General features: G+C 63.4%; 12 protein-coding genes. 5 read left to right on the top strand and 7 right to left on the bottom strand.

Annotated features, from left to right (window positions below; translation table 11 throughout):
* The first annotated feature begins 333 nt into the window (after positions 1 to 333).
* The 3 genes from PF1751_RS05380 to PF1751_RS05370 all read left to right on the top strand — a co-directional run bounded on the left by PF1751_RS05380 (position 334) and on the right by PF1751_RS05370 (position 9,357).
* Positions 334 to 1,002 (top strand): hypothetical protein, encoded by a 669-nt coding sequence (locus PF1751_RS05380; protein ID WP_226994540.1) that lies wholly within the window; start codon positions 334 to 336, stop codon positions 1,000 to 1,002.
* A gap of 73 nt (positions 1,003 to 1,075) precedes the next feature.
* Complete coding sequence (locus tag PF1751_RS05375; RefSeq protein ID WP_044286694.1) at positions 1,076 to 4,177, top strand: transglycosylase domain-containing protein; 3,102 nt, start codon at positions 1,076 to 1,078, stop codon at positions 4,175 to 4,177.
* Between the two features lie 83 nt (positions 4,178 to 4,260).
* Positions 4,261 to 9,357, top strand: a complete 5,097-nt coding sequence (locus PF1751_RS05370; protein WP_044286693.1) for a dermonecrotic toxin domain-containing protein — start codon at positions 4,261 to 4,263, stop codon at positions 9,355 to 9,357.
* Between the two features lie 42 nt (positions 9,358 to 9,399).
* Here the strand turns inward: PF1751_RS05370 and PF1751_RS05365 are convergent, their stop codons facing one another.
* Positions 9,400 to 13,485 carry a hypothetical protein gene (locus PF1751_RS05365; RefSeq protein WP_044286691.1) on the bottom strand — a complete coding sequence of 1,362 codons (4,086 nt, stop codon included), beginning with the start codon at positions 13,483 to 13,485 and terminating at the stop codon, positions 9,400 to 9,402.
* Between the two features lie 431 nt (positions 13,486 to 13,916).
* Positions 13,917 to 19,619, bottom strand: a complete 5,703-nt coding sequence (locus PF1751_RS05360; RefSeq protein WP_044286689.1) for a membrane-targeted effector domain-containing toxin — start codon at positions 19,617 to 19,619, stop codon at positions 13,917 to 13,919.
* A gap of 158 nt (positions 19,620 to 19,777) precedes the next feature.
* Here PF1751_RS05360 and PF1751_RS05355 point away from each other — a divergent pair, with 158 nt between their 5' ends.
* Together PF1751_RS05355 and PF1751_RS05350 are read left to right on the top strand one after the other, a co-directional pair.
* Positions 19,778 to 20,347 carry a PadR family transcriptional regulator gene (locus PF1751_RS05355; RefSeq protein WP_044286688.1) on the top strand — a complete coding sequence of 190 codons (570 nt, stop codon included), beginning with the start codon at positions 19,778 to 19,780 and terminating at the stop codon, positions 20,345 to 20,347.
* On the top strand, positions 20,344 to 21,111 hold the full coding sequence (locus PF1751_RS05350; RefSeq protein ID WP_021492549.1) for a siderophore-interacting protein: 768 nt from the start codon (positions 20,344 to 20,346) through the stop codon (positions 21,109 to 21,111). Before PF1751_RS05355 ends, PF1751_RS05350 begins: the two co-directional genes overlap by 4 nt.
* Before the next feature lie 14 nt (positions 21,112 to 21,125).
* Here the strand turns inward: PF1751_RS05350 and PF1751_RS05345 are convergent, their stop codons facing one another.
* From PF1751_RS05345 to PF1751_RS05325, 5 genes are all read right to left on the bottom strand, one after another.
* Positions 21,126 to 22,091, bottom strand: coding sequence for a fimbrial protein (locus tag PF1751_RS05345; protein ID WP_044286687.1), 966 nt, complete (start codon positions 22,089 to 22,091; stop codon positions 21,126 to 21,128).
* A gap of 98 nt (positions 22,092 to 22,189) precedes the next feature.
* Positions 22,190 to 22,738: a fimbrial protein gene (locus tag PF1751_RS05340; RefSeq protein WP_021491808.1), complete on the bottom strand. Its 549-nt coding sequence runs from the start codon at positions 22,736 to 22,738 to the stop codon at positions 22,190 to 22,192.
* A gap of 11 nt (positions 22,739 to 22,749) precedes the next feature.
* Complete coding sequence (locus PF1751_RS05335) at positions 22,750 to 23,229, bottom strand: fimbrial protein (RefSeq protein WP_010212829.1); 480 nt, start codon at positions 23,227 to 23,229, stop codon at positions 22,750 to 22,752.
* 13 nt (positions 23,230 to 23,242) lie between these two features.
* Positions 23,243 to 23,737, bottom strand: a complete 495-nt coding sequence (locus PF1751_RS05330) for a fimbrial protein (RefSeq protein ID WP_010212830.1) — start codon at positions 23,735 to 23,737, stop codon at positions 23,243 to 23,245.
* A 10-nt stretch (positions 23,738 to 23,747) separates the two neighbouring features.
* Positions 23,748 to 24,320, bottom strand: a complete 573-nt coding sequence (locus PF1751_RS05325) for a fimbrial protein (RefSeq protein WP_010212831.1) — start codon at positions 24,318 to 24,320, stop codon at positions 23,748 to 23,750.
* Positions 24,321 to 24,341: the final 21 nt, after the last annotated feature.

Raw genomic sequence — 24,341 nt, 5'->3', positions numbered from 1 at the left:
AACCCAGGGTTTTTCACTCAATAAACGCCAAGATTCAGCGAGAAGTCGCGGTAAAAGCCGCTTTCATGGAGGGGCATTACCTGGATAGCGGAGGGTTTTTCTCCGTTTGATGCGCGCCGAGTATTGCACAGCTTTGGTGCAGCGTCATGCCCCTACCTAGGCCGTATATACCCAGCGGAAGGCTCTGCTTCAATGCTTTCAGACCATCAGGCAGGCAATGCGGAAGCCGGCCACGGTCGGACGAGAAGCATCGCCCTATCAGCGGCCGCGACGTCCATTCACCATGGGACGCTCCGACTGCCAGGACGGCAATCCCAGCGAAAGGATCTCCCCATGCCAACCCCCTTCGACGTACTCCAGCAAGGTCGAACGCAACGCCTGGCCGCCGATGGCCAATTGATCAGCGACACTTGCAGGCCTGGACCATGCGCCAGCCGGTGGAGCTGGCGGGCTTGGGCGTGCCACTCGGGCGCTCGATCAATGGTCAAGGCCACCGGCATCGGCCCGTCCAACGTCGCGGGGGTGGGGGTCGACGAGTTAGAACGGCTGTCCATCGCCGAATCGCAGGTGATGTGGCAGTGCAGCCGGGCCGGGCAGCCCAACTACACCGAAGTGCTCCTCAAGACCGGCGCGGGCAATTGCGATCAGATTACCCATGTGGCGAACGAATTGATCCGTTTCAACGGCGGTGCCTCGCGTGTTTGGGGCACCAGCCCACCGGCTCACGCGTTTGTGGTGGTGGGTATAACGCCCCCGACATTGGGTTTGACGCTGGACTTCAGCGAAGCGGGCTGGAGGGGCCTGTGGATATGTGACCCCTGGGCGGCCATCGTCTGCCCGGCAAGCGAATACCTTCGCGAGCTCAACATCAAAATGCTCGCCTGGCACCTGGCGGACATTTCGGTGTTATTCAACGACCACGGCACCTACCGTTGGGGCCGGGCCAACGACCGCAACTGGCTGACCCTGCTACGCAGCGCAGTGAAACGCCCACCGCCGTGAACCGACACATTTCGCAACTAACGACTAAGCTTCACCCAAGTCCGATCAATCTACGTCAATGGATCAATCGACTATGGGCGCTTTATGGCAAACCGATTCGAAGCAGGCTGCGCTGCCACCTGACAGCCCGGATCAACCGCCATTGCCACACAGCGCCCGCACGCGAACAGCGTGGTGGCGACTGGTGTGGTTGGTGCTGTTGCTCGCCCTATGCGCGTTGGGCTGGGCCGCCAGCGTGGAAATGCGCACCTCGCGCCTGCAGGCCCGCTACCTGAGCCCGTTGGCCGCATCGCTCAGTTATCGCCTGGAACCCGGCGCCAGCGATGCCATCGTGTATCCCGGCGACGGCCCGTTCGACCGGCGCCTGGGCTACAGCGCGCTGAACGAATTCCTGCCGCGCCTGCTCAAGCGCAATTACTTGATCCAGGCACAAACGCGCTTCTCACCGGCCTTGATGGACTATGCCGAGCGCGGGCTGTTCGTGCCCTACGCAGAAAAAGTCCAGGCGGGCCTGAGCATCACCGATTGCCGCGCCGCGCCGCTGTACACCTTCACCTACCCGCAACAGCTCTACACCCGCTTTGCCGCAATCCCGCCGCTGGTGGTGCAAAGCCTGTTGTTCATTGAAGACCGCGACCTGCTCGACCCCACGCAACCGCTGGCCAACCCGTCGGTGGACTGGCCGCGCTTTGCCAAGGCCGCCTGGTCGCAAGTGGCCAAGCTCGTGCAATTGCCGGGGCAGACCGCCGGCGGCAGCACCCTGGCCACGCAGCTGGAAAAATATCGCCATTCGCCCGACGGCTTGACCGTGTCCGGCGGCGAGAAAATTCGCCAGATGCTGTCCGCCAGCGTCCGGGCCTACCAGGCCGGGCCGGACACCCTGGGCAGTCGGCAGAATATCGTGCGCGACTATCTCAACAGCGTGCCGTTGTCCGCCGTGCCGGGCCACGGCGAAGTGCATGGCTTGGCGGAAGGCCTGCGGGTCTGGTACGGCGCCGACTTCAACCAGGTCAATCAGGCCTTGAGCGACAGCGCGCAAGACCCGGCGAGCCTGGCCAGACGTGGCCTGGCCCTGCGCCAGGTGCTGTCGCTGATGATTGCCCAACGCCGGCCCTCCCACTACCTGACCAAAGGCCGCGAAGAACTGGCGCAATTGACCGACAGCCATCTGCGCCTGCTCGCGCAGAACCAGGTGATCCCCGCCACGTTGTCCGCCGCCGCCCTCGCCAGCTCGGTGACCTACCGCGACTGGCAGCAGCAGCCGACCGTCCAGCCAGTGGAAACCAACAAGGCCATCAACGTCGCCCGCAGCCGTCTCGCCAGCCTGCTCGACCGCTCGCTGTATGACCTCGACCGCCTCGACCTGTCGGCCACCAGCACCTTGCACTACGCGCTGCAAACCCAGGCCACCGACTACCTCAAGCACCTGGCCGACCCGACGTTCGCCGCGCAAATGGGCCTGCTCGGCCCGCGCCTGCTGACGCCACAAAGCACGCCGCAGGTGCGCTACAGCTTCACCCTCTACGAACTGACACCCGATGGCGCACGCGTGCGGGTGCAGACCGACAACACCGACCAGCCGTTCGACATCAACGAAGGCAGCAAGCTGGAACTGGGCTCCACCGCCAAACTGCGGGTGCTGACCACCTACCTGCAAATCATCACCGAGCTGCATGAACGCTATCAGGCACGCACGCCCGCCGAGCTGAAAAACGTCGAACTGCCCGAGCAGGATGTGCTCTCGCGCTGGGCGCTGAATTACTTGACCCAGCACAGCGACCGCGACCTGGCGAAGATGCTCGACGCCGCCCTCGACCGCACCTACTCGGCCAACCCCGGCGAGGCGTTTTTCACCGGCGGCGGCCTGCATCGCTTCCATAACTTTCGAAACGAAGACAACGGCCGCAACCCGACCTTGCGCGATGCCCTGCGCGAGTCGATCAACCTGCCGTTCATTCGCCTGATGCGCGACCTGGTGCGCTACACCACTTACTCTGGCGAAAACAACAGTGCGCGCCTGCTCAAGGACGACAACGACCCGCGCCGCCAGGAATACCTGGCCAAATTCGCCGACCATGAAGGCACCGCGTTCCTGCTCAAGTTCTGGAAAAAATACCGCCACAAAGACACCCAGGCCCGGCTTGACACTTTCATGGACAGCCTGCACCCCACCGCGATCCGCCTGGCCGCCGTCCACCGCTACCTGCTGCCCCAGGCCAGCCAGGAAAGTTTCAACGGCTTCGTGCGCTCGCACCTGAAAAACCTGAAAACCACCGATAAGCTCACCGACGAGCGCCTCGAACGGCTCTACCAGAGCTACGGCCCCGGCGCCTACGACCTGCCGGACCAGGGCTATATCGCCAAGGTGCATCCGCTGGACCTGTGGTTGCTGGGCTACCTGCTCAACCACCCCGAAGCGACCTTCGACGAGATCGTCAAAGCCAGTGAATTCGAGCGCCAAGAGGTCTACAGCTGGTTGTTCAAGAGCCGTCACCAGAGTGCGCGCGACAGCCGGATCCGCACCATGCTGGAGATCGAAGCGTTCCTCGATATCCACCAGCGCTGGCAGGCCGTGGGCTACCCGTTCGACCACCTGGTGCCGTCGCTGGCCACCGCCATCGGTAGCTCCGGCGACCGCCCCGCCGCTCTCGCGGAACTGATGGGGATCATCCTCAACGACGGCGTGCGCCTGCCCGTGTTGCGTATCGACAGCCTGCAATTCGCCCGCGGCACGCCCTACGAAACCCACGTCGCCAACGACCCGAACCGTGGCAAACGGGTGCTGCGCAGTGAAGTTGCCACGGCGTTGCGCGGCGCGCTGTCGCAAGTGGTCGACGCCGGCACCGCCAAGCGCGTGGCCGGCAGCTTCAAACTGGCCGACGGCACTGCGCTGGCGATGGGCGGCAAAACCGGTACCGGCGATAACCGCATCGAAGCCATGGGGGCCGGCGGGCGCATGCTCAGTTCCAAATCGATCAACCGCACCGCGACCTTCGTGTTCTACATCGGCGCCCATCACTTCGGCACCCTCACCGCGTTTGTGCCGGGGGCGTCGGCGCAGCACTTCACCTTCACCTCGGCCTTGCCGGTGCAGGTGCTCAAGGGCATGGCGCCGCTGCTCAACCCGCTGCTGCAACCGGGCGACCCGGCGTTGTGCCTGGCGGGCAAACACTGACGCGCGGCTGCACTACCTATCTGCCACCCCAGCGCGGCAGCGTTGAACACACTCCTGGATCACCCTTTGACAGGACCTGATCCGTGCCCGAATTACCCCAACCCAACAGCGCCTTCCACGGCGCCCACTACACACACATCCGCGACGCCCTGCCAGACTGGCTCACCCAGGCCACGCCGGGACGCCTCGGCGCACTGAAAGCCGCAGGCGTCAAACACCTGACCGCGCCAGCCCCGCTCAAGGCCGCCATTGCCGAGCATTGGCAACAACAAAACCGCCTGGACCAACGCCTCGCCGGCTTGAACGACGTGTACGCCTTCGCCGAACCCTTGCTCAAACACGCCCTGCGCGACTACGGCAACCTGGATGTACGCAACACCTACCTGCGCCTCTACGTCGACGCCAAGACAAGTGGGTGGAAGCTCAATGTGACCGGCGCCCAGGTGAGCAAGACCTTTTCGTTGCTCGATGCGGCGCTGTACAACTTCGCCGCCGACCAGACCTTTCTCGACTTCGCCTTCCTCGGTCCGACCGATGCGCGCGGGCAACGCGACGTGCTCTCGATCACCCACCGCCGCAGCGGCACGCGGCTCACCGCGCAACAGTTCAAAGACATTTGCCGCCAGCTGGATATCGGCGCGCAGTATCAACTCAAGCTCAGCCAGGCCCTCGGTTTCAAGAACCCGGCACTCGCCCGCACCCTGCACGGCGAAGTCACGGCACGCCACAAGGCCGCGCTGAAAAGCGCCGCGCACCTGGCCCTGGCCAAGGCCGACCTGAAGCCCGATGCCCATGCCGCGATGCTCAATCTGGTGGACGACCAGCCGACCCCGCGGCTCGACGGCGCCGCGCTCCAGGCCTACACCCTCAGCGTGATGAACATCGCCCTGGTGGGCATCGTGCTGTTTATCGCCGCGCCCAGCCCGCGGGTGATCGCCTACGTCGCCGAAGACCCCGCGCACCCGCTCAAGGAATACCCTTCGCCCCAGGCGTTCATGCAGGAACTGACCCGCCAATTGCGGGATAAGGCGCGCTACCAAGTGTTCTTCAGCCAGTTCGTGCCCCATGCCAAACGCGCGGCCTTTTTCGCCGGGATCAATGCGCGCCTGAGCCACATCCAATGGCATCAGAAACAGCCCACCGACAGCGGGCCGAGCTGGCAAGACACGCCGATCAGCGATCCCAACCTGCACTTCAGCCTGCACGCCTGGCAGGACGACTATCGCCAACGCCCGCCTTCGCCGGCCGCCGATACGCTGTGGGACTACCTGTTTCGCACCCAACTGAACAAAATCGTCAACGACGCACGCAACATCGCGCTGTCCACCGTCGACGTCGACCGCCGTGCCCGCTGGGCCTGGTGGGACAACCTGGAGCAGATGCTCGCCGACATCCTCAACGCGGCGTTGCTGGTGGTCACGCCCTTCGTGCCGGTACTCGGCGAATTGATGCTGGTCTACAGCGCGTACCAGGTCATGGACGAGGTGTTCGAAGGCATCGTCGATTGGAGCGAAGGCCTGCGCACCGAAGCCTGGGAACATGTGGTGGGGGTGGCCGACAGCGTGATCCAGTTCGCCCTGTTCGCGGCGGGCGCCAGCATCGGTCAGTTGGCGCGGCTCAAGCTCTCGCCGTTTGTCGAGGGCCTGGTGCCGGTGCAACGGGCCGACGGCTCACGGCGCTTGTGGAACCCGGATATCAGCGCGTTCGCCCAGCAAGACCTGATCCCCGAAGGCTCGACTCCCGCGCCCTCGGGCTTGCACACACACCAAGGCAAAACCCTGCTGGCGCTGGACGGCCATCACCTGGAGGTGCATTACGACCCGCTCAGCGACGTGCACCGCGTGGTCCACCCCGAACGCGCGGACGCCTACCGGCCGCGCCTGCAATTGAATGGCGACGGCGCCGTGACCCACGAGGGCGAACGCCCGCGCACCTGGGAGCGCCCGCGGCTGCTGCGGCGTCTCGGGCATCGGGTGCAACCGTTCAGTGACACGCAACTGGAACAGCTCAGGGTCGCCAGCGCCACCGAAGACGGCGCGTTGCGTCGTGTGTACGAGCACAACGAAGCGCTGCCGCCGCTCCTCGATGCCGGCCTCAAACGCCTCGAAGCGGCCGAATCGATCCAGGTCGCCAGTGACAGAATCCGTGCGGGGCAAGCCTTGAGCGCCGACCCCAGCTCGGATTGGTTCGAGCAAATGGTCACCGAACTCGATGGCTGGCCCCAGGACAAAGCGCTGCAAGTGTTCCTCAAGCCCGACCTGAGCGGCAGCTCGCACCGCTACGGCGCCGCGCAAGCCGGCCCCGCCGACACCTTGCGCATCAGCCTCGGCGACGTGCTGTCCGGGCACTTGCCGGAGCGGGTGCTGGGCTTTCTCGATGAAGCGGCGATCACCCTCCTGCTCGGCGCCGAAGTGCCGGAATCGCAGCGGGTACAAGCATTGCGCGATCTGCTGGCCAACTACGTACTGAGCCAGAGCCGCGATATCGCCCCGGCGGTCTACCGCGCCCGCGAACAGAGCGACGCCCCCGGCATCATCGGCCTGCGCCGGGACCATCCCGACCTCGACCTGAGCCTGGCCCGCCGCCTGCTGGAGCGCGCCCGTCCCCACGAACGCGAGGCCTTGGCGAACGACCGGCATGCGCCCCTGCGCCTGCGCAATCAAGCCAGCGAATTGCAGCTGGCGGCTGACTCGGTGCATGCCTACGAAGGCTTTTATCCACCGGCCATGCCCAACCCGGCGACTGAACACCTGCTGCTCAAGAGCCTGCTGTTCAATACCGATGCGCTCACCGATCTGCACCTTGAAATCCGCGAAGCCACGGTCACGGGCTCCCTGCGCAGCCAGGCCGGTTCGGACACGGCTGCCACACGCCGGGTGCTGGTTCACACCCGCCTGGGCTATTCGGTCTACGACAATGCCGGCCAACCGTTACACCGCCCGGCCAGCCTGTATGAAGCCGTGTTGCTCGCACTGCCCAGCGAGCCACGCACCGCCCTGGGCTACCAACCCGGCGAGGGCGAAGACTTCAAGCACTGGCTGATGACCCACCTTGAACCCCTGGCCGAGCGACGCAAGGTGCTCGCCGGGCCCGACACCCACCGCGTCATGGAGCGGGAAACCGCGCAATTGCTCGGCGGCCCGCTGCTCAGCCGCTGCCGTCCCGCCCCGGCCGAGAACCACACGGCGTTTGCCAGGGACGTCCTGCAACGCTTGTTTCCGAGCCTCAGCGAACAACGCCTGAACCGCTTTATCGAGGACATCCCCGCCGACCAATTGAGCAGCACCCTGAACGAACTGACCTTGCAGAAACACACCCTGAACACCCAGCTGCAAACCTGGAAGCAATCGCCCACCCATCACCCCAAAGGCAGCGCCCAGGAACGGCAACAACTGGCCGCCCGCAGACGCCTGGCCCTCCAGCTGGAACAGTGCTGGGGCGAACGCTACGCCGATTACACCGACGATTGGGGCAGGACCCAATCCGGCGCGCGGGTCGATCTGGACGGCATGCCGTTACCCGAGTCGCTGCCCGCGCTGACCGTCAATTTTGAACATGTGACGTTCCTGAATCTGAGCCAGAGCAGCGTCGGGCAATCCCATTGCGGTTTGCTCAAACACTTCCCGGCGCTGCGCTCCCTGGACCTGAGCCACAACCACCTGACGAGCTTGCCGGTCGAACTGACGGCGCTGCGGCAGTTGCGCAACCTGAACCTGTCGAACAACCGCATGGTGCTGTTCCCAGAAGACGTGACGCGCCTGCGCAATCTGCGGCGCCTGCACATTGCGATTCTGGACCACAACCCCCTCACCGCCGCACCGGATATCACGCGCATGCCCAACCTGCGCCGCCTCGACTTGAACCACACGCAAATCCACCAATGGCCCATCGGCCTGTTCGCGCACGCCAGGAACGAGCTGTTCGACCTGAACCTGAGCGGCAACCCGATCACCACCCTGCCCGCACTGACCGCCGAGCCGACGGCCGCGCGCACCGTGGCGCGCACGCGGCTGGACCGCCACACGCTGAACGACGATCAGCGCGCCCTGTACGAACGCTACCGCACCGAGGCCGGGCTGGACCCGTATCGCACCTATGAACCGCAGGGCAACAGCGACCCGTGGCTGGTAGACGCCGATGCGGGCACCCGCGTGGTGCGCGAGCACCTGTGGGACGCCGTCGAAGACGAGCACGGCTCCCAAGGCTTTTTTGAGGTTATCAAGTACCTGGAGCCCCCCGAGTTCTTTGAAAACCCCCAAGACCGGCAGCGCCACGCCGCCAACCAGGCCGGGTTGACCCAGCGGGTCTGGCGCTTGATCAACGCCGCCCACGCCGACAGCGCCCTGCGCGAGCGCCTGTTCAAGCTGTCGAGCTTCCCCGGCTTGTGTGGCGATGGCGGCGCGCAAATTTTCAATGAAATGGGGATCGAGGTCATGGCCAGCGAAGCGCGGCGTTTTTCAACGACCTTGCCTGAACTCGAAGGCCGCCTGGTGACCCTGGCCAAGGGCGCGGCGCGGCTCAAGCAGCTCAATCAGGTGGCCCAGGAAGAAGTCGCCCGGCGTCTGCGACCCAAAGCGGCCGGCGGCGAAGGCCAGCGCCTGCGCTCAGAAGTGCTGAACGGCGAAGCGGGCGAGGTGGACGAAGTGGACATCCATTTGGCCTACCAGACCTCGTTGGCCAACGAGCTGGACCTGCCCTGGCTGTCGGACCATATGCTCTACCGCGACACCGCCGACGTCAGCGCGAGCCGTATCCAACAGGCGCGCATCAGCGTCATGGAGTTGGGCCGGGGCGATGGCCTGGTCAACCAGATGTTACTGGAGCCGTACTGGGAGACCTTCCTGCAGGAAACCTACGACAGCCTTTATCAACAGAATCTCACCGAATACACCGAGAAGTTCTACCGCCTGGACGACCTTCAAACCCTGCAGGCGCAATGGCATGCCGAACAGGAGCCGCAGCAGAAAGCCCGGCTCAGGGAACAGCTCAAGGCCCTGGCCGACGAACTGCACACGCAGGAAAGCGTGGTGTTCGCCGACACGCCGATCAGCGACGCGCTGTACAACCGCCTGCTCAATGACCTGGGCTACAACGAGAAGGAATGGATGCGCGGCCTGACACGCGAGGCGCTGAAAAAGGCGCACCTGCGCCGTAACCGCGAGCCTCTGCCCACACAGTGAGGCCAGTGCAGGCGCGAGCATGTTCGCGCCTGCCCTCGTTGCTCAGCGGGTATCGGCATCGGCCATCCAGCGACAGGTCTGGGACCGGCTGACCTGACGCCGATGGTCGGCCAGTATTGTCGCCGCCGTCGGGGTCATCCAGCGCGAAAATGACAGCGGCAGCTCGGTTTGCCGGGTCGCGTGGTGCTGCTCGGGGGTCTTCAGATACGCAGCGGTAAACAAGTCGTCCCGACCGACAGCCTGCTGATAGTACAGGTGGATATACCCCTCTGGCTGTCGGGTATGAACGTCCACGACCTGGCAGAACTGCACATAATCATCCGCAGCGTCGTCCACCCGATACCGCCCCGGCCGGTTGACCAACTGCACCTCATGGCCCGCCAGGAGCGCGTCGACCCCGGCCTGGACCGGTGCGCGTGCCTTGATCACCGCGATCCTGGCATGCACCCCCTGTTCATACAAACGGGCCGCCGCCGCGCGCCAATCCGCTTCAATGCGTTGCGCCGTGCTGCGGTGCTTCACCGGCCAGCGGGCAGCGCTCGCTTGCGCCAACTTGCGACGCATCGCTTCGGCGCACTCAAGCAAGAAAAACGCCGGCACCGCGAGCACGTCTTGCAGCGAATGAGCCCTTTTGGCCGTGGGGACCATCCTCAACACCTGGGCGATCATGCGCTCGACACCGGCCACCGTTTGCTTGCCGTGCTCGATCATCTCAACCAAGGTGCCGGCCCTTGCACAGCCGAGCGTGGCGGGTGCTCGCTCCAGCGGGTCCCACAAACCATCGGCCGCCTGTTTGAAGGAGGCAATCAACTCATCCGCGCGGTCATGCACTTGAGCGATGCGCGCGGGCTGTGCGTGAGTCGGCTCAACGATACGCCCCCGATAAACGTCGCCGCCGCGGGTACGAATCAGGCTGTTGCGCGGCGCGCCGACAGCTGCAGCCGGGGCGTTGTCCATCAGCGCCTCCAGCAGATTTTTTTCGGCGGTGGCGTGCAGCTCGTCGATCAAGGTTTGAAGCTCATGCAGGTAGTCCAGATCAAACGCTTGCGGCGTAATGGCCCTGCAAAACGCCAACCGGTCGGCGGTATCGCCATACACCTGCAGCACGCTGTCGAACAACTCGATCCGCTCGGCTTGCGTCAGCGCCATGAATCCTGCATGGGACTGACTCGCGCACGCGACGCGCTGAAGGGTCTGTGCCAGCATCCCGGCAAACATCGCGTCGCTTCCCGAATCCTCGGCGCGCCAGGCCGCCTGCCACAAACGCCGGACCTGCTGCGCCTGCAGTGCCAGCACCGAGGCTGGCGCAACGGCCAGCGTGAGGGCCTGGCCCTTATCGGCGCCACAGCCGATGACCGCCGTCAACTCATCGAGGTGACGGTTTTCCAGTTCACGCCAGTGAATCGCCCCATTGTAGGCGGCCAAGCGGTTGCGCCGGTTCTCGCTCACTTGCTCTTGCGACATCGACGCCAGCGAGGTATCGAGTGACGCGATGTAGCGTGCTTCCAGACTACCGAGGGTGCGTGCCGTGCCCACCAGAGACTCAAGCAGCGCACAGACTTGCACCTCATAGCCCAGGCGCGGTGCCAGGGCGCGCAGCTGCCGGAGCGCGTGTAATTGCTGGGACAGCGCCTTCAACTTGACCTGCAAAATCTGGTGATATTGCTCACGCACCTGGTCGGCCGCAGCATCTGCAAGGTTGTCGACAATGCTGTCCACCAGACTCGACAGCACGCTCACTCGGCTCTCAGCCTCAGCACGTGTGCTGTCGGCGCCATCGTAGAGCGCTTGCCACTCTTCAAGACGCAGATCCGTCTGTAGCCGAGCCTGCTGAATGAGCGCCTTCACACGGAGAACGGAGCCCCATTTATCCGGCTGCTTGAACTGCTTGGGCGCTGGGATACGGGTCAACTCCAACGGATTTTGCACCCTCTGCGGCGTCGCAAACATCAGCGCTGACAGGTCCAGTTGCAACTGCACGTTGGCCGGCGAAACCCGCTGCGCGAGCACCCACGCCAGGTTGCCCAGCACGTCGACACCCCTGGTAGCCCCGACATCCTGGCGCACAGTGTCCATCAACTGCCCCAGCCACCCGGTCAGCGTGTCCACGCCCTGCACCAGTGGCATCAGCCCATCGGTCAGCGACCAGCCTGCCTCTTTGAAGCAGGCCCAATGCCGTGCATCACCACCCGATACGGGCCATTCACTCAAGGTTTCCAGCGCGAGATAGAACGCCTCGCGCAGGGAATGCACCGACTCGAGGTCCTCGCTCACCTCCACCGCCAGCGCCGCGTTGTCATCGACCGGCAGGGCGCTGAGCAGCGGCTCGAACACCGCTCGGTGACTCGTCGGCAGCCATGCCAGGACACTGTCGCGCAAGGCACCAGGCGCCTTGATCGCTGCGTGCAGATCCTCCAGCGAGGCAAATTCCTGTACGACCGGATTCAACAGCGGTCGATACAACAGGCACGCGCCCGGTGGCGCCTGCCGGGGCATCAACAGGTGCATGTGCTGCACAACGGCCGTCTGCCCTTGAGGCATGGCCTTGAGCGTCAGCGGCAACAGACGGGAGGATGCCCGCAGCCCCGCGGCACGCTCGCTAATGAGGCGATAGCCCTGCTGGGTCAGCCCGTGCAGCCCCTGGATTTTGTATGCCATTGCCAGCATCTTCAGCTGTGACAGCACCTGATCGCCGGCCAGGTCCCGGTCCCAGTCTTTGGCGGCGTTGCCCTTGGCCAACCGTTGCCTCAGAACCGCGCCGTAAGTCTTGGCGATATCGGCTTTGACCAGCCAGTCTCTGAGCAAGGGCTCGGTCAGCCAGGCGGGTGCGGGGGCGCCTTTGAGCGTGACAGTGGTGGGGCTCGGCGTGAACCCGCCCAGGGTTTCCAGCGCCCATTCGGTCAGGGTCAACTCAAGGGGCGCAGCGCTCGGCGGGCCGAACACCCCATGGATATCCAGGACCTTGAGCTCGACCGCGCGTGGCTCGTTGTCCAGACAGTCTTGCAACGCTGTTTCGGCAAACGCCACCAGAGACGGGACTTCGGGGAAAAACCGCTTGCCCGCGCCCTGGTTCAAGTGGCGCACCTGCTCGACCAGCAGACGCCCATATTGAAGTCGATCAGTTTGCGCGGCGTTGAACAGCCACGCCGGGATGGCCTCGTGAACGCCTTGTCCGAACGCTGTCAGGGGGGACACAAACCAGCGACGCGTGTCGGTGATGGCATTGAGCAGCGCCTGATACTGTTGCGCGGTTCTACGCACCGTGGGGTCGATGGCGGCAATTTCACTCAACTGGCGTGCCAAGTAACCGCTTGCCAGCGATTCAGGGGCCAGGCCTGCGTGCTCGACGACAAACCACTCACCTGCCGGTTCATCCAACAACGGGCTCAGGTGATCGGCCAGCAACGGCCCGATATCGTCCAACTGGTCGATCAACTGCACGCCCATCGCCGGGCTGTAGAGTGCCATGTCCGTGGAATGCGTTGCCTGGAGCAACCACAGGGGCAGGATTTCGCCCGAATCGTCGTCTCCCGCATCCTCGCGGCGCAGGTGAACCGTAGAGACGCGCAACGGACCGGCCGGAGCGGCCAGCTCCCCGCCGGGGTTAGTGAAAGACAGCGAAAAGAACGTATCAAGATGGCGCTGGCTCATGCCAGGCTGCCTGGGCGTATCGCTGACGACGCCCATCAACGCCTCGACCAGCGGCCACCAGCGCGTTTTCCACCAGGCCTGCAACTGCTCCCGGTAAGACGCCAACAACAGCGCGCCGCGCTCATTGACCAGCACTTCACACTCGAACAGATCCAGTGTGCTCGGCTCATAGTCATCCCCCACCCGCTGGACACTCTCATGGTGGCCCGGCACGTAGAGCACCGGTTCACCATTGACCAGCCGCGCCACCAGTGCGTCCGCCAACGCGGTGTAGTCATACGTCGCGGTCTGGCTCGCCAGCGGCGTGCGCAGGTAAAGCTGCTCGACGGCCAGTGTACGCGCCGCGAAGTGCTCGTCCAGATGGGCCTGGGCACTGGCCTGGGCCACCGCCCGCAGGGACGGTGGATCGGCGAACAGGGCGTGGATCGTATCGATGTGAGTCTGACGCAGCAGCGCCGTGGGATTGGCTTGTGTCACAAAACTAGCTCCTTGCCTGGTGAGTCGACGACTCACCCAAGCCTGGGAAACTAGTTCCGCAGCCATGGGCAACGGCGGTAGACAGTTAGTCCCGGATCACCGTGACGTGTGGTTTATGCGCACCGGCTTCACTCGTCCTCGATACGGCGCGCCGCTCATGGGTACCACGCGCAAGGCGTCAAGCCCCAGTTTCGGTGGGTTGCAGGTGACTTTGAGCGCAATGTTGTCGCGGCCGTTGAACAACACCGGCGGCGAGGTAAGCGTCCACCGCGCTCAGGGTTTCAGTCACCGGGTTTGAACGCATGGTTTGCTCGCGCCGGCAACACAGGCCTTGCAGCCAATCCGGGATAAACGGTGTGGGCAAGATTCGCTCTGAGCCGAACGGCAATTCGCGCTTTCCCCCTGCCGCATGCCGACAGGGGGCGCCAGGCCTACTGGACGTGCGTGAGCTTGAGCACCTGATCAAGGGCGCTGAGCAGTCGTTCGAACACGGTAAAGCGCTCGTCCTTCAGTTCTGCCCAGCGCTCGATGAAGAAGCGGCCTTGATCGTCGATCTGGATCGGCGTGGAGAGGATCTCGCCACTGCGCGAGTGATGCACCAGGTTCACTTCGTGGGGTGAACGCTGCTCGACCATGAACTGCCCCGGTCGCGTCAAGCGTGAACGATCGGCGGGCACATAGGCGGGAGGAGGACGCTTGCCAGGAATGCCGACACTCAAGGTGAAGTCGCTGCGGATCGCCGTCAGCCGGTTGGGGTACAACGACGAGCCGTAGGCCACTGTCCACTCCAGCCCTGAACGCAACTCGGTGGTCGTGCCCGTCGGTACATCGAATGTCCGCAGGCTGATCGCGCCTTGCGTTTGGGCCACCCCGGCAATCCCTTCGACCGGAAACACATGGCCGTTCCCCATGTGCGCCACCCACTTGTGCGCGCCCTGGGCGACCTGGTCTTGACGGATGACCTCGCTGGCGAAGAAGTTGAACATCGACGTCCGCGACGTGCTCGGTTCGCTCATGCCCTTGGTGTAGTAGCTCGATACGCAATCCAATGCGCGGATGCGCAGGCCGTGTTTGCCCGCCACTTCCACCACGCTGGTGTAGGTGTGCGGCCCCTGGTACTCGATCATGTGGCCACGGTCTAAGGTCCACAGGTGGTCTTTGAGCGGTTTGGCCAACACCCCGGTTTGATGGAAGGCATCCAGGTGCGCCTGGTGCAGGTCGGTGAACAGGTGCTCCATGTACAGGGTTTTGACCCCCTGCGCCTTGAGTACGCTCATCTGATCGATCAGCAGGGCTTTGCTCGATTGCTCGGCGTGGCTCTCGCAGATGATCAGCCCTGGGGCGTGTTGGTAGCTGCGCTCGATAAAGTCGGCGGGCGTGGTGCTCGCCGGCAGGTCCGGCAAGGTGGGCCGGGGTGGCAGTTCATGGGTTTTGAAGAACTCCTGCGCGCGCTTATTCAGACGGTCGCGGGTTTTCCGGAAGGCGTTTTCGGCGGCGGCGATTTTCGGGTTGAGCGAGCCGTAACGGGTGTCGAACGGATGCGGGTCTTTGCCCATTTCGTGCAGTTCTTGGGTGAATCGTGGGTCGATATCGAAGTCGCTGAAGGTGTTAGCCGCGCGGGGTGCGCTGACGAACACAGGGGGCGCGCTATAGGAGGTTTGCAGGGTCAGCTTGAAATCGGCTTTGGCCAACGGATCGTCGGCGATCGAGCCGGGCACGTCGTTCCAGATGCCTACCGGCTGGCCGGCAGCGACGTCTTCGACGCGCACACTCAGGGTCTTTTGCAGGTCCGCCAACCCTGGGGTCTGTGTGTGCGTGTTGAGGCGGCGGCTGTCGACCAGCGCGACCCAACCTTCGCTGGGTTTTTCGGCGAGGTCGGTCTCGATCAGTTTGTGGGAATAAAAATTGCGCTGGGCGTTGGGTCGCGGGCTGACCATCGCACCGTTGCTCAGGTTGAAGGCTTTGTCCACCTCGTAGCCGGTGGACGCATCCAGCGCACAGACGGCGATTTTTTCGCGGCGTGCCGCCAGGATCAGGGCGCGATAGGAGTGCGGCGAGTCTTTGGCGATCCCCAGGGCTGTCTCGATTTTTTTCAAATAGTCGCCGATGTGCCTGTAGCTGCCGCCGGCGTTGAACTTGTCCAGTTTGGCCCGGAACAAGTCGCCCGGCAGGTATTCGATATACAGGCGTCGCACGCCCTGCTCGTAGAGGGTGGGCATGTTGTCGATCAGCAGCTGTTTGGCGGCGAGCGAGCCAGGCACCGCGCCCAGCACCAAGCCTTGGTTTTCCTTGAAGGCACTTTCCAGGATATGCCGATGGCTCGCGTTCACTTGCAAGGCCAGCACATCGGCCCTGGGGACGATGGGTTTGAGCTGAGCGAAGAAGGTGTCGGCGTCGCTGCGCAACTGCAGGTATGCCTTTAAATACGGAGCCCGTAGCGGGCTCATTTCATAGGTCAGCAGGCTGTCGCGTGTGCCCTCGCCCAACAACTGATCGACACTGGAGTGTTGCCCAAACTCCAATGTCATCAGGGTTTCGTAGTCCTTGGCCTGTTCGATCGGCACTTCATAGCGCTGCAACGCATGGGGTGTCGGCAGCGCACGTTTCGGCGCGCCGCCGGTGAGGCCCGAGCGCACCCAGCGCCCCTCGACCGTCTGGTTGACCAGGCGCGCAGTCGACAACAGTTTGCCGCTTACCGGGTCTTGGCGAAACAGCAGATAGCGGCCCAAGGCATCGGGTTGCTTGGGCGCCCATACCGGCCGGCCTTCGAATAGTACGGCCTGCATAGCGGCGGGCGCGGGGGGCGGTGGCTGCAGTTGTTTGATCAGCGCCATGGCCTCGCGCGGCGCGGCTGGGCGCATAAGGTGGCGCATCGGCCGCACCAGCGGGCCGATGGACTTGAGTGCCGGGCGCAGGTCGGTGAACACCGCGCCAAGGCTGTTGCTCAGGTAGCCGACGAAGTGTTGCAGCGCGGCGTCGGTGTCGCCCTGGTTGTAGGCGTGCAGGGCGAGCATGCCGTCCTTGAGCGCCAGCAGCAGGCCCAGGCTCAGGCTCAACACCGGGAACGGCGCGGTCGCAATCGCGATCAGCGGTTCGAGGCAACGCCAGACCAGGCCCATGATCATGTCGGTGCGATTGACCGTGGTGGCGGCGACGTCGTCGATCTTGCGTTGCAGCTTCATGTCGTGCAGCAGGTGACGCAGGTCGAGCACGGGCGGCACGCGCTCGATCGTGTCGTAGCGCGCCAGGCTCAGGTCGGTGCTGTTGAGGTCCGCGGGCAGGCCGGCCTGGGCGGTTTGCAGAAAATGCCGCACGCGCACCTGAGACTGCACCGCGACGCGGGTGCAGAAGTAGTCGAGCATGCCGTCGACTTTTTTCAGCAGGTAGTTGAACTGCCTGGCTTCACGGAAGAACACGCCGTCCGGGGCCTGCGGTGTATAGAGCAACACCGGGTTCGCGGCGTGGCTGAACAGCAGGGTGTCGATCACCCAGTCGCCGTCGACCATCAGGCGATGCACGCGGTAGGTGCTGCGCGTCTCGACCGAGGTGTCGTCCAGGCTCTGGACGGCGCGCTCGAACCAATCCAGATCGGCCTGGACGATATGGCCTTTGAGGCGCGACTCCAGCGCCGCGTTGCGCAACTGCAACTGGTTGATGGCCAGCGTTGCATCGCGGCGCAGGGCGTAACCGGGGCTGGTGGGGTTTTGCAGTTTGGCCTGGACTTCATTGGCGTAGCGCTGGCCGATCCACACGCCGCGCACTGACAGCCCGACATTGCGCGGCGTGAGCTTGCTCAGGTCGACCCCGGCCGGGCCCATGAAGGTGGCGACGGTTTCGAACTTCGCGTCGAGAAACCCCAGCGACTCCTCATAACCATCGCGATACAGCCGGGTATAAGTCACGGACGCGGGGCGCGTTAACGCCGGGAAGTTTTTGGGGTAATGCATCCACACCGTATCGGGGTCGACATCGTTTTGCCGCTGGCGGCCAAGCAGGGTATTGAGCTGTACCTTGGCCTGGGCATGCAGGAACCGCTCGAAGGTGATGAAGCTGGCGTCGGACAACGGGTGCTGCGCGTAGGTGTTGGCGGCGCCTTCGGCCTGCTCGGCCAACAGCGTCAATTGTCGGCGCTGGGCCTCGCTGGCCGCGCGGTACCATGTTGGGGTGCCCCAGTGGTAATCGTCGGTCTGCACCGCCAGCAGCTGGCCGCGCAAGGTCTTGAGGCAGTCGGCGTGGCTGCTCGCCTCGCTGAAGGTGACGTGACGGTATTCCTGGTGTGCCGGGATAAAGCCCAGGCCGGTCATGAAGGTGTTCAGGCCCGCACGGGACTTGAGGGGTACTTGCTCCAGCAGATACGCGCGCATGGCGTCGTCTGCACACCACGCGAGGAGGTGGGCCTGGCACAGCACTTCTGAGTCGAAACCATGAAACTGCTGGGCCTGGGGCGCTTCGGGGGTACACAGCAGCAAGCGCGTGAGGCCGCCCTGCTCGTCGCTTTCGCGCAGCAGCCAGAGGTCTTTGAGCACGTAGCCATTGAGCGCAACGCTGCTCGCGCGCAGTTGCGCGTCGGTGCCGCGACGCAGGCGGGTGAAGCGTTGATAGTCGGCCGCGGTGATGTGGCGTTGCAGCTTAGCGGTGTAGGCCAGGGCGTTGAGGCGGCGGTCGAGCAACTGTTCGATGGCGGCATGGATCTCGGGTTTGGCGTAGTACTCGCGGCGCACGGTTTCAAACGCCACACGCGGCTTGAGGGTGTCGAGCAGGCCGACCAGATAGTCGGCGGTCAAGTCTTGATAAGCCTCGGGCAGCGGCGCGTCGGCATAGGTGAAGGAGGTATTGAGCAAAAACGTCGACCCGGCCAGTTCGTCGCCGCTGTGCAGGCCGCGCAGCGCCAGCTCGGTCAGGCTGTGTTTTTGTTCGTAGGTGCCGACCCTGGCCACGCTGCGACGCGTGCGCACGTGCAGGCGGTCGGGGTCAAGGTCGTTGATTTCCAGGTCAGTGGCCAGTTGTTCGAGCAACTGATAGCGCGCCAGGGTCTGCGGCGAGGCGGCATGGCCGAACAGGTTCAGCAGGGTTTGCCGGGCCTCGTCGTACTCGGCCAGGTGCCGCGCCAGAGCCTCGCGTTGGTGGCTGGGGGCGTTGCGGTACCAGGCCGGGGCGCTGTGTTCCAGGCAGCGGTCCAGCAGGCGTTGGGCGCGCAATTCCAGGCGCTGACTGAAGTCGGGCAACGCGGCGCGTATCGCAGCGTCCAGCTCGGCAAGCAGGTGTTGGGCGCTGGGGCCGGGGTTGCTCAGGGCCCAGTCGATATCCAGCGCGCGCTTGGCCAGCCGGGCGTCGTAGGTGTGTTCGCACAGCGGTTCGCCATCGATGGACGTCAACAGCAGAGGCCAGACGCCCATGGCGGACAGCCCCTGGTATTGGCGCGGCAGCAGGGTCATGAACTCCTTGCGCCAACTGCCGACCGCCATTGCTTCGCGCAGTTGGCTGTTCATCTCGGCCAGCGTGCCGAACGACTCAAAGCCACGGGCTGGGGTAAACAGCACCACGTAGCCGACGTCCTCCGCAGCGGTCAACTGCGTGACCACGGGGGTGTTTTTTTCGGTCAGCACAAAGGCCCCGGCGAATTCGATCGTCTGCGTTTGGTAGGTGAAGGTCAGCGCATAGATGCCCGGTCGAAAGCTCGGCCCCAGTCCCAGGTTCTGCACCAGCCGGGCTTCTTCACGATGCAGCAGATAGTCCTGAATGTTGAGCCTGGCTTCCAGTTCCAACGCAACCAGGCCCGCGTCGTTGGCCATGAACGTGCGCAGGCTTTTGCTGCCCAGCACACCGACTTCGTCCAGCTTCTGCAACTGCGGGGTGAGGTCGCGTTTGAGCGTCGCCAGCCGTCGCTTGCCCTCGTCACTCTGCAGGTCGACCTGGGCCACATCGGCGTACAGCGCACGATTTTCTTCAACATGCGCTTGCGTGTATGCCTTGAGCGTCTGGTTGAGTTTTTCCAACTGCTGCAACTCGATGGGGAGCGGCCGTTTGGACAGCAAAGGGGTGTCGGTTTCGAGCAACTGGTGACCGATCTGATGCAGATAGCCCCGTATTTCCAAGGAGGTCGGCGAGTAAGGGGGAGAAATCAATGTGCTCATCGCACTGGCTCCATGCACATGGGAAGGGCTATCAGCATGCTGGGCGCATCACGCGAGGCGGTGGTAGTTAAGTAGGGCCGCGACCATTGGTCGACTGATCTTGAACAGCCTTAAGATATATCTTAAGTTATATCTTAACCAGAACGGAGAGGCCCAAAATGAGAGAGCATCATTCCCACCACCACGGCGACGGCCGCGACGGCTTCGAAAAACGCCCCGGCCGAGAACGCGGCGGCCGCGGCCCACGCGTGTTCGCCCCCGGCGACCTGAAGTTGCTGTTGCTGGCGTTGATCGCCGAACAGGCGTGCCACGGCTACGACTTAATCCGCCAGATCGAAGGCCTGTTCGACGGTGCCTACAGTCCCAGCCCCGGCGTGATCTACCCCACCCTGACCTTTCTTGAAGAAAGCGAATTGATCAGCGGCGACGCCGAAGGTGGAAAAAAACGCTACACCCTCACCGACGCCGGTCGTCTTTCTTTAGGTGAGCAGGCGATTGCACTGGAAGGCGTGCGCATGCGCATCGATGTCAGCAAACGCTCGCTGCGCGGCCATGATCGCCCGCCGGAAATCCACGAGGCGGTGCATAACCTGCGCCATGCCCTGCAACTGCACCATGGGCGCTGGAGCGCCGAAGAAATCACGCGCGTCGCCGCGTTGCTCAACAGCACCGCCCGGGCCATCGTCGACGGCCCGGCCGTTCAACCTGTCCAGGGGGACTCCCAATGAATACGCCCGTCATCCATCGCGTCACCCACGAAATCAAACGCCGTCGCCTCGACGTGCTACGGGTGGTCGATATCACCCCGCGCATGCGCCGCATCACCCTCGGCGGGCCTGAGCTGGCGGGGTTTGTCAGCCTGGGCAGTGACGATCACATCAAGCTGATGTTCCCGCAAAACGCCGCCGAGCAGGCCGCGCTGCAAAGCCCGACGTTCAGCATCAAGGGCGATGGCCCGCAGCCGGCGATGCGCGACTACACGCCACGGCGTTTCGACCTCAGCCTTGGCGAATTGGATATCGACTTCGTGCTGCACGGCGATGGCCCCGCCTCCACCTGGGCCGAACAGGCCCAAGTCGGCCAGCACCTGTACATCGGCGGCCCACGGGGCTCGATGATCGTGCCGGATATCTTCGACAGTTACCTGCTGATCGGCGACGAAACCGCCCTGCCCGCCATCGCCCGCCGCCTCGAAGAACTGCCGGCCGGGCGCAAGGTGCTGGCGGTGATTGAAATCGCCGATGCGGCCGAGCAACAGGCGCTGCAAAGCGCGGCCGAGTTGGAAGTGATCTGGGTGCTACGCGGCCAGGTTGACCTGCTCGACACCGTGCGCACACTGACGTTGCCGAGCGGCGCGCTGTACACCTTCGTCGCGATGGAAACCAAGCTGTCGCGTCAGGTGCGTCGGGTGTTGCTGGACACGCACAAGGTCGATGAAGCGTTCCTCAAGGCCGTCGGTTATTGGCGTGCCGAGGGCAGTGAGGAAGAATGAGCCTGGTGCGGGTGTTACGGCACCCCCATCACCAATACCCCGCTGCCGTTGGTGGCGCCAGCGGCAGGTAGCGACCCCGCGCGCCGAACCAGAGAAAACGTCACATCGTCGCCCCCCACGCTGTTGGTAATGTGGGTCAGGAACGAACCGTTGACTGGAACCGCAGATCCCGCACGAATAAGGGCCGTGCCCACGTCCGGGTTGGACATCATCAGCAGGCGTGTGTCGAACGACGACGGGCTGCCTTTGTAGGAAATAGTTATCGGCGTGGTAATCCCGCCGTCCGGGCATGAGTAGGTAAGCCTGCGGTCGCTACGGATCGTCGTGGTCAACGGATCGGCGCCGATGGCCCGCTGGTGAACGTTGCCGAAATTGATCTCGATCGGGTTGTTATTGTTGATCGTGCAGGTTGACGGTGTGATGGTGAAGTTGTTGGCGGCGGTGTAGGTAACCGAGATCCTTGCCGTATTGGCGTTGTAGTTGTTCGTGGCGGTGAGACGCAGGATTCCCAGCGTATCCCCTACTCGAATATCGATCGGATTGGACGGATTGTTGCGCAGCAGAATATAGGGCGTGACATCGATCGGATAACCTCTCAGGTCGTCAGGCAGTGTGGCGAACCTTATTCCGTTCGGGATAGGGTTATTTCGGTACGTTCCATTGATTCGTAAACCAGCCCCTTCCTGGCTGAATTTGATACCCGGTACCCAGGGGGTCCCCGCCGAGCTACCCGTTGCCCAGTAGTCCCGCCGGGAAGACGGGCTCTGCGAGCCTCTGGAGAACCCACATTCAAGCCGTGCGCCTTCCATCATTATCCGTGTACGATCTGCGGCCAAGGTCACCGTAACAGGGACCCGTAGGGGGAGTTCCCCGACTATCTCTGTCCACTGTCCGCCATTCACACGGCATGTAGCGGCGCTTGCGATCGTACTGAAACCCATCAGGACGAACAGCGCCATCGCACTATAGAGTTGTTTCATTTTGATCTCTCTTGCTGCTCTACCCATGCATTGCCCCGCGAACATTCAGCCCACGCTTTAACGCCGCCCAGGGGAGAGTTGAGGCTTGTCTGAGGCGGTTACGGGTAGTCCAGCGTAAACGTCGAGGTCACTGTGAACAGGCCATGCCCGATGGTTTGATCCCTGATCGCATCCGGCTCACCCTGCACATAGGCCTTGAGTTCAATGACATTGTTGCCATTACTCAGCACCTGTTCATCGCTGACGGTATTGAGCGGCAATGGCTTGTTGCTCGGCGTCTCTAAACCGACGCCAATACCTGATGCACCGCTTCCACCGTCCAGCGCGAACAATCCAGGGAGCGCCATGTTTTCCCTACCGCCGAACGTGATGGTGACCGTGTTGCCAATCGTGGTGTCGCAATCCTCCAGGTGCAGTTTGAAACCCTTCCCCTGTGAGCGCGTGTTGATATAGAGGTGCTTGCTGGTAACGTCCCAGAGTTCCAAGGTGATGGCCTCGTCGCCAGGGCGGATCGTACAAGCCTCTTCAACCAGATTGCCCTTGAAACTCAGGTTGTCCGCCGCCTGCCCCGCCGGGATCAGGCCGAAGATCAACAGGCATGCCAGCCCGGCACATGCCCAGCCTTTATGAAGCATTTCATGTCGCATGGGCTCAACTCCTACTCGTATTCGGCCAATAGCGTGGCCACCGCCGTAAACCTTGCCGGGGCCAGAATGGCGCCCAGCGGTTTGACCGGTACGACTTCCAACACCGGCGGCGACGACAGGGTTATCTCCAGTGGCGTATTGAGTGGAAACGGCAGGTTATTCTGAAAAATCCGAATGCCCAGTTCAGGCACATTGGTCTGCACCGCCGAGCCGTCGAACACCGTGGGCGTGCCGTTCACACTCAACTTCAGCTCCCAAGGGAGCGTGGCAGGGCTGCAACTGATGGTGTAACCGAGCCCCCTGCGATATTTCACGCCATCGACTCGCTTGACGCCGACGTCCCCAAAGTCGACTTCGATGGTGTTGCCGCCATCGATCGTGCAAGGAGGAGGCTCGTTCAGCGTTCCGCTAAAGGTCAGGTTGGCCGAAGCACCACTGCAAAGGCCGATGGACCACCAGACGAGCAACGCTCGCGGTTGCCAAAATGTCATTGATCGTTCCTCTTCATTGGTAATCGACCACAAGGGTGGCGGTCGCATCAAATGCGCCTCCCGTCAGCGTGCTGCCCGCCCGTTTGACCGGCACCGCCTGCACCACCGGAAAGTTCGGATAGGTAAAATTCACCGCCGTATTCAGCGGCCAGTCAGCCCCGTTCACGAACAGCTTGACCCCAAGATCCGGTTTGCGGGTCACCAGCACACGATTGTCGAACGCAGCCCCCGAGCCCTTGAGTTCGAGGGTCAACGCGTTGCTGAAGGGGGAGTCGCACCTGACGGTGTAAGGCACGTCTCGACGATAATTGACCCCGTCCACCCGCGACGTCAGCAGGTCGTTCCCAAACGGCACATCGAGCGTACTGCCGTTGTTAATGACACAGGGCGGCGGCGCGATGATGACCGCGCGGATGGTCAGGCTGGTTTCAGCCTGCACGCCTTGGCCGACAGCCCACAGCAGGCTGCCAGCGATAAGAATGGCCCACGGGCCGGTTGAGGTTGCCATCACTCTGCCCCTACTCATAATTGAGCCTGAAATCCACCACGGCCCGAAACGCCCCACTGGTCAACGCCGCGGAAGTGCGCGTGGGTTGAACGTTCCAGGTCTGGACATTGCCGCCCAGGGGTAAAAACAACGGTTCGCCCCTGGCGCCCAACTGCACATCCCGCCCCAGTGCATCGGTCAATTGCAGGCCCATCCCGGTGACGCCTTGCACTTTGACCAACCGCGGATCATCAGCATCGGCGGGTGCGGAAAACGCCACCGACAGCACGGGTTGAAAGGCACTCCAGGTCAGGTTCCCGGTACGTTCACTGCGGATGCTGCCTGCGGTGCGGTGGCAATCGGTAAACCGCAGCTGAAACGCCACCGGTTTTGCCTGATCGCCGGGACGCTGCAACTGGCTGGTCGACACGGCGCCCAGGTCAACCGTTTGATGGAGTGAGGCCATCTCCAGGCTGCAGGGGGTTTCATGCATGGCCCCGGAAATGTTCAGCAGCCCATTCATGCCCTCGACATCCTCGGCCTGTGCGCCCCCCGCAAAGACCAGCAACAGGCCGCCCAAGACCTTCACATTGCGCGACTTCATGACGTTCTCCAGCAGCAGGCA

The organism is Pseudomonas simiae (assembly GCF_000934565.1).
Taxonomy (GTDB): domain Bacteria; phylum Pseudomonadota; class Gammaproteobacteria; order Pseudomonadales; family Pseudomonadaceae; genus Aquipseudomonas; species Aquipseudomonas simiae.
Note: the sequence above shows the minus strand (reverse complement) of the source record. Positions and strands in the feature narration are given on the sequence as shown.

Excerpts from the sequence above, each read along its gene's own strand:
- PF1751_RS05380 (WP_226994540.1), top strand. The coding sequence starts at position 334 with ATGCCAACCCCCTTCGACGTACTCCAGCAAGGTCGAACGCAACGCCTG.
- PF1751_RS05375 (WP_044286694.1), top strand. The coding sequence starts at position 1,076 with ATGGGCGCTTTATGGCAAACCGATTCGAAGCAGGCTGCGCTGCCACCT.
- PF1751_RS05360 (WP_044286689.1), bottom strand. The coding sequence starts at position 19,619 with ATGAGCACATTGATTTCTCCCCCTTACTCGCCGACCTCCTTGGAAATA.
- PF1751_RS05355 (WP_044286688.1), top strand. The coding sequence starts at position 19,778 with ATGAGAGAGCATCATTCCCACCACCACGGCGACGGCCGCGACGGCTTC.
- PF1751_RS05350 (WP_021492549.1), top strand. The coding sequence starts at position 20,344 with ATGAATACGCCCGTCATCCATCGCGTCACCCACGAAATCAAACGCCGT.
- PF1751_RS05345 (WP_044286687.1), bottom strand. The coding sequence starts at position 22,091 with ATGAAACAACTCTATAGTGCGATGGCGCTGTTCGTCCTGATGGGTTTC.
- PF1751_RS05340 (WP_021491808.1), bottom strand. The coding sequence starts at position 22,738 with ATGCGACATGAAATGCTTCATAAAGGCTGGGCATGTGCCGGGCTGGCA.
- PF1751_RS05335 (WP_010212829.1), bottom strand. The coding sequence starts at position 23,229 with ATGACATTTTGGCAACCGCGAGCGTTGCTCGTCTGGTGGTCCATCGGC.
- PF1751_RS05330 (WP_010212830.1), bottom strand. The coding sequence starts at position 23,737 with ATGGCAACCTCAACCGGCCCGTGGGCCATTCTTATCGCTGGCAGCCTG.
- PF1751_RS05325 (WP_010212831.1), bottom strand. The coding sequence starts at position 24,320 with ATGAAGTCGCGCAATGTGAAGGTCTTGGGCGGCCTGTTGCTGGTCTTT.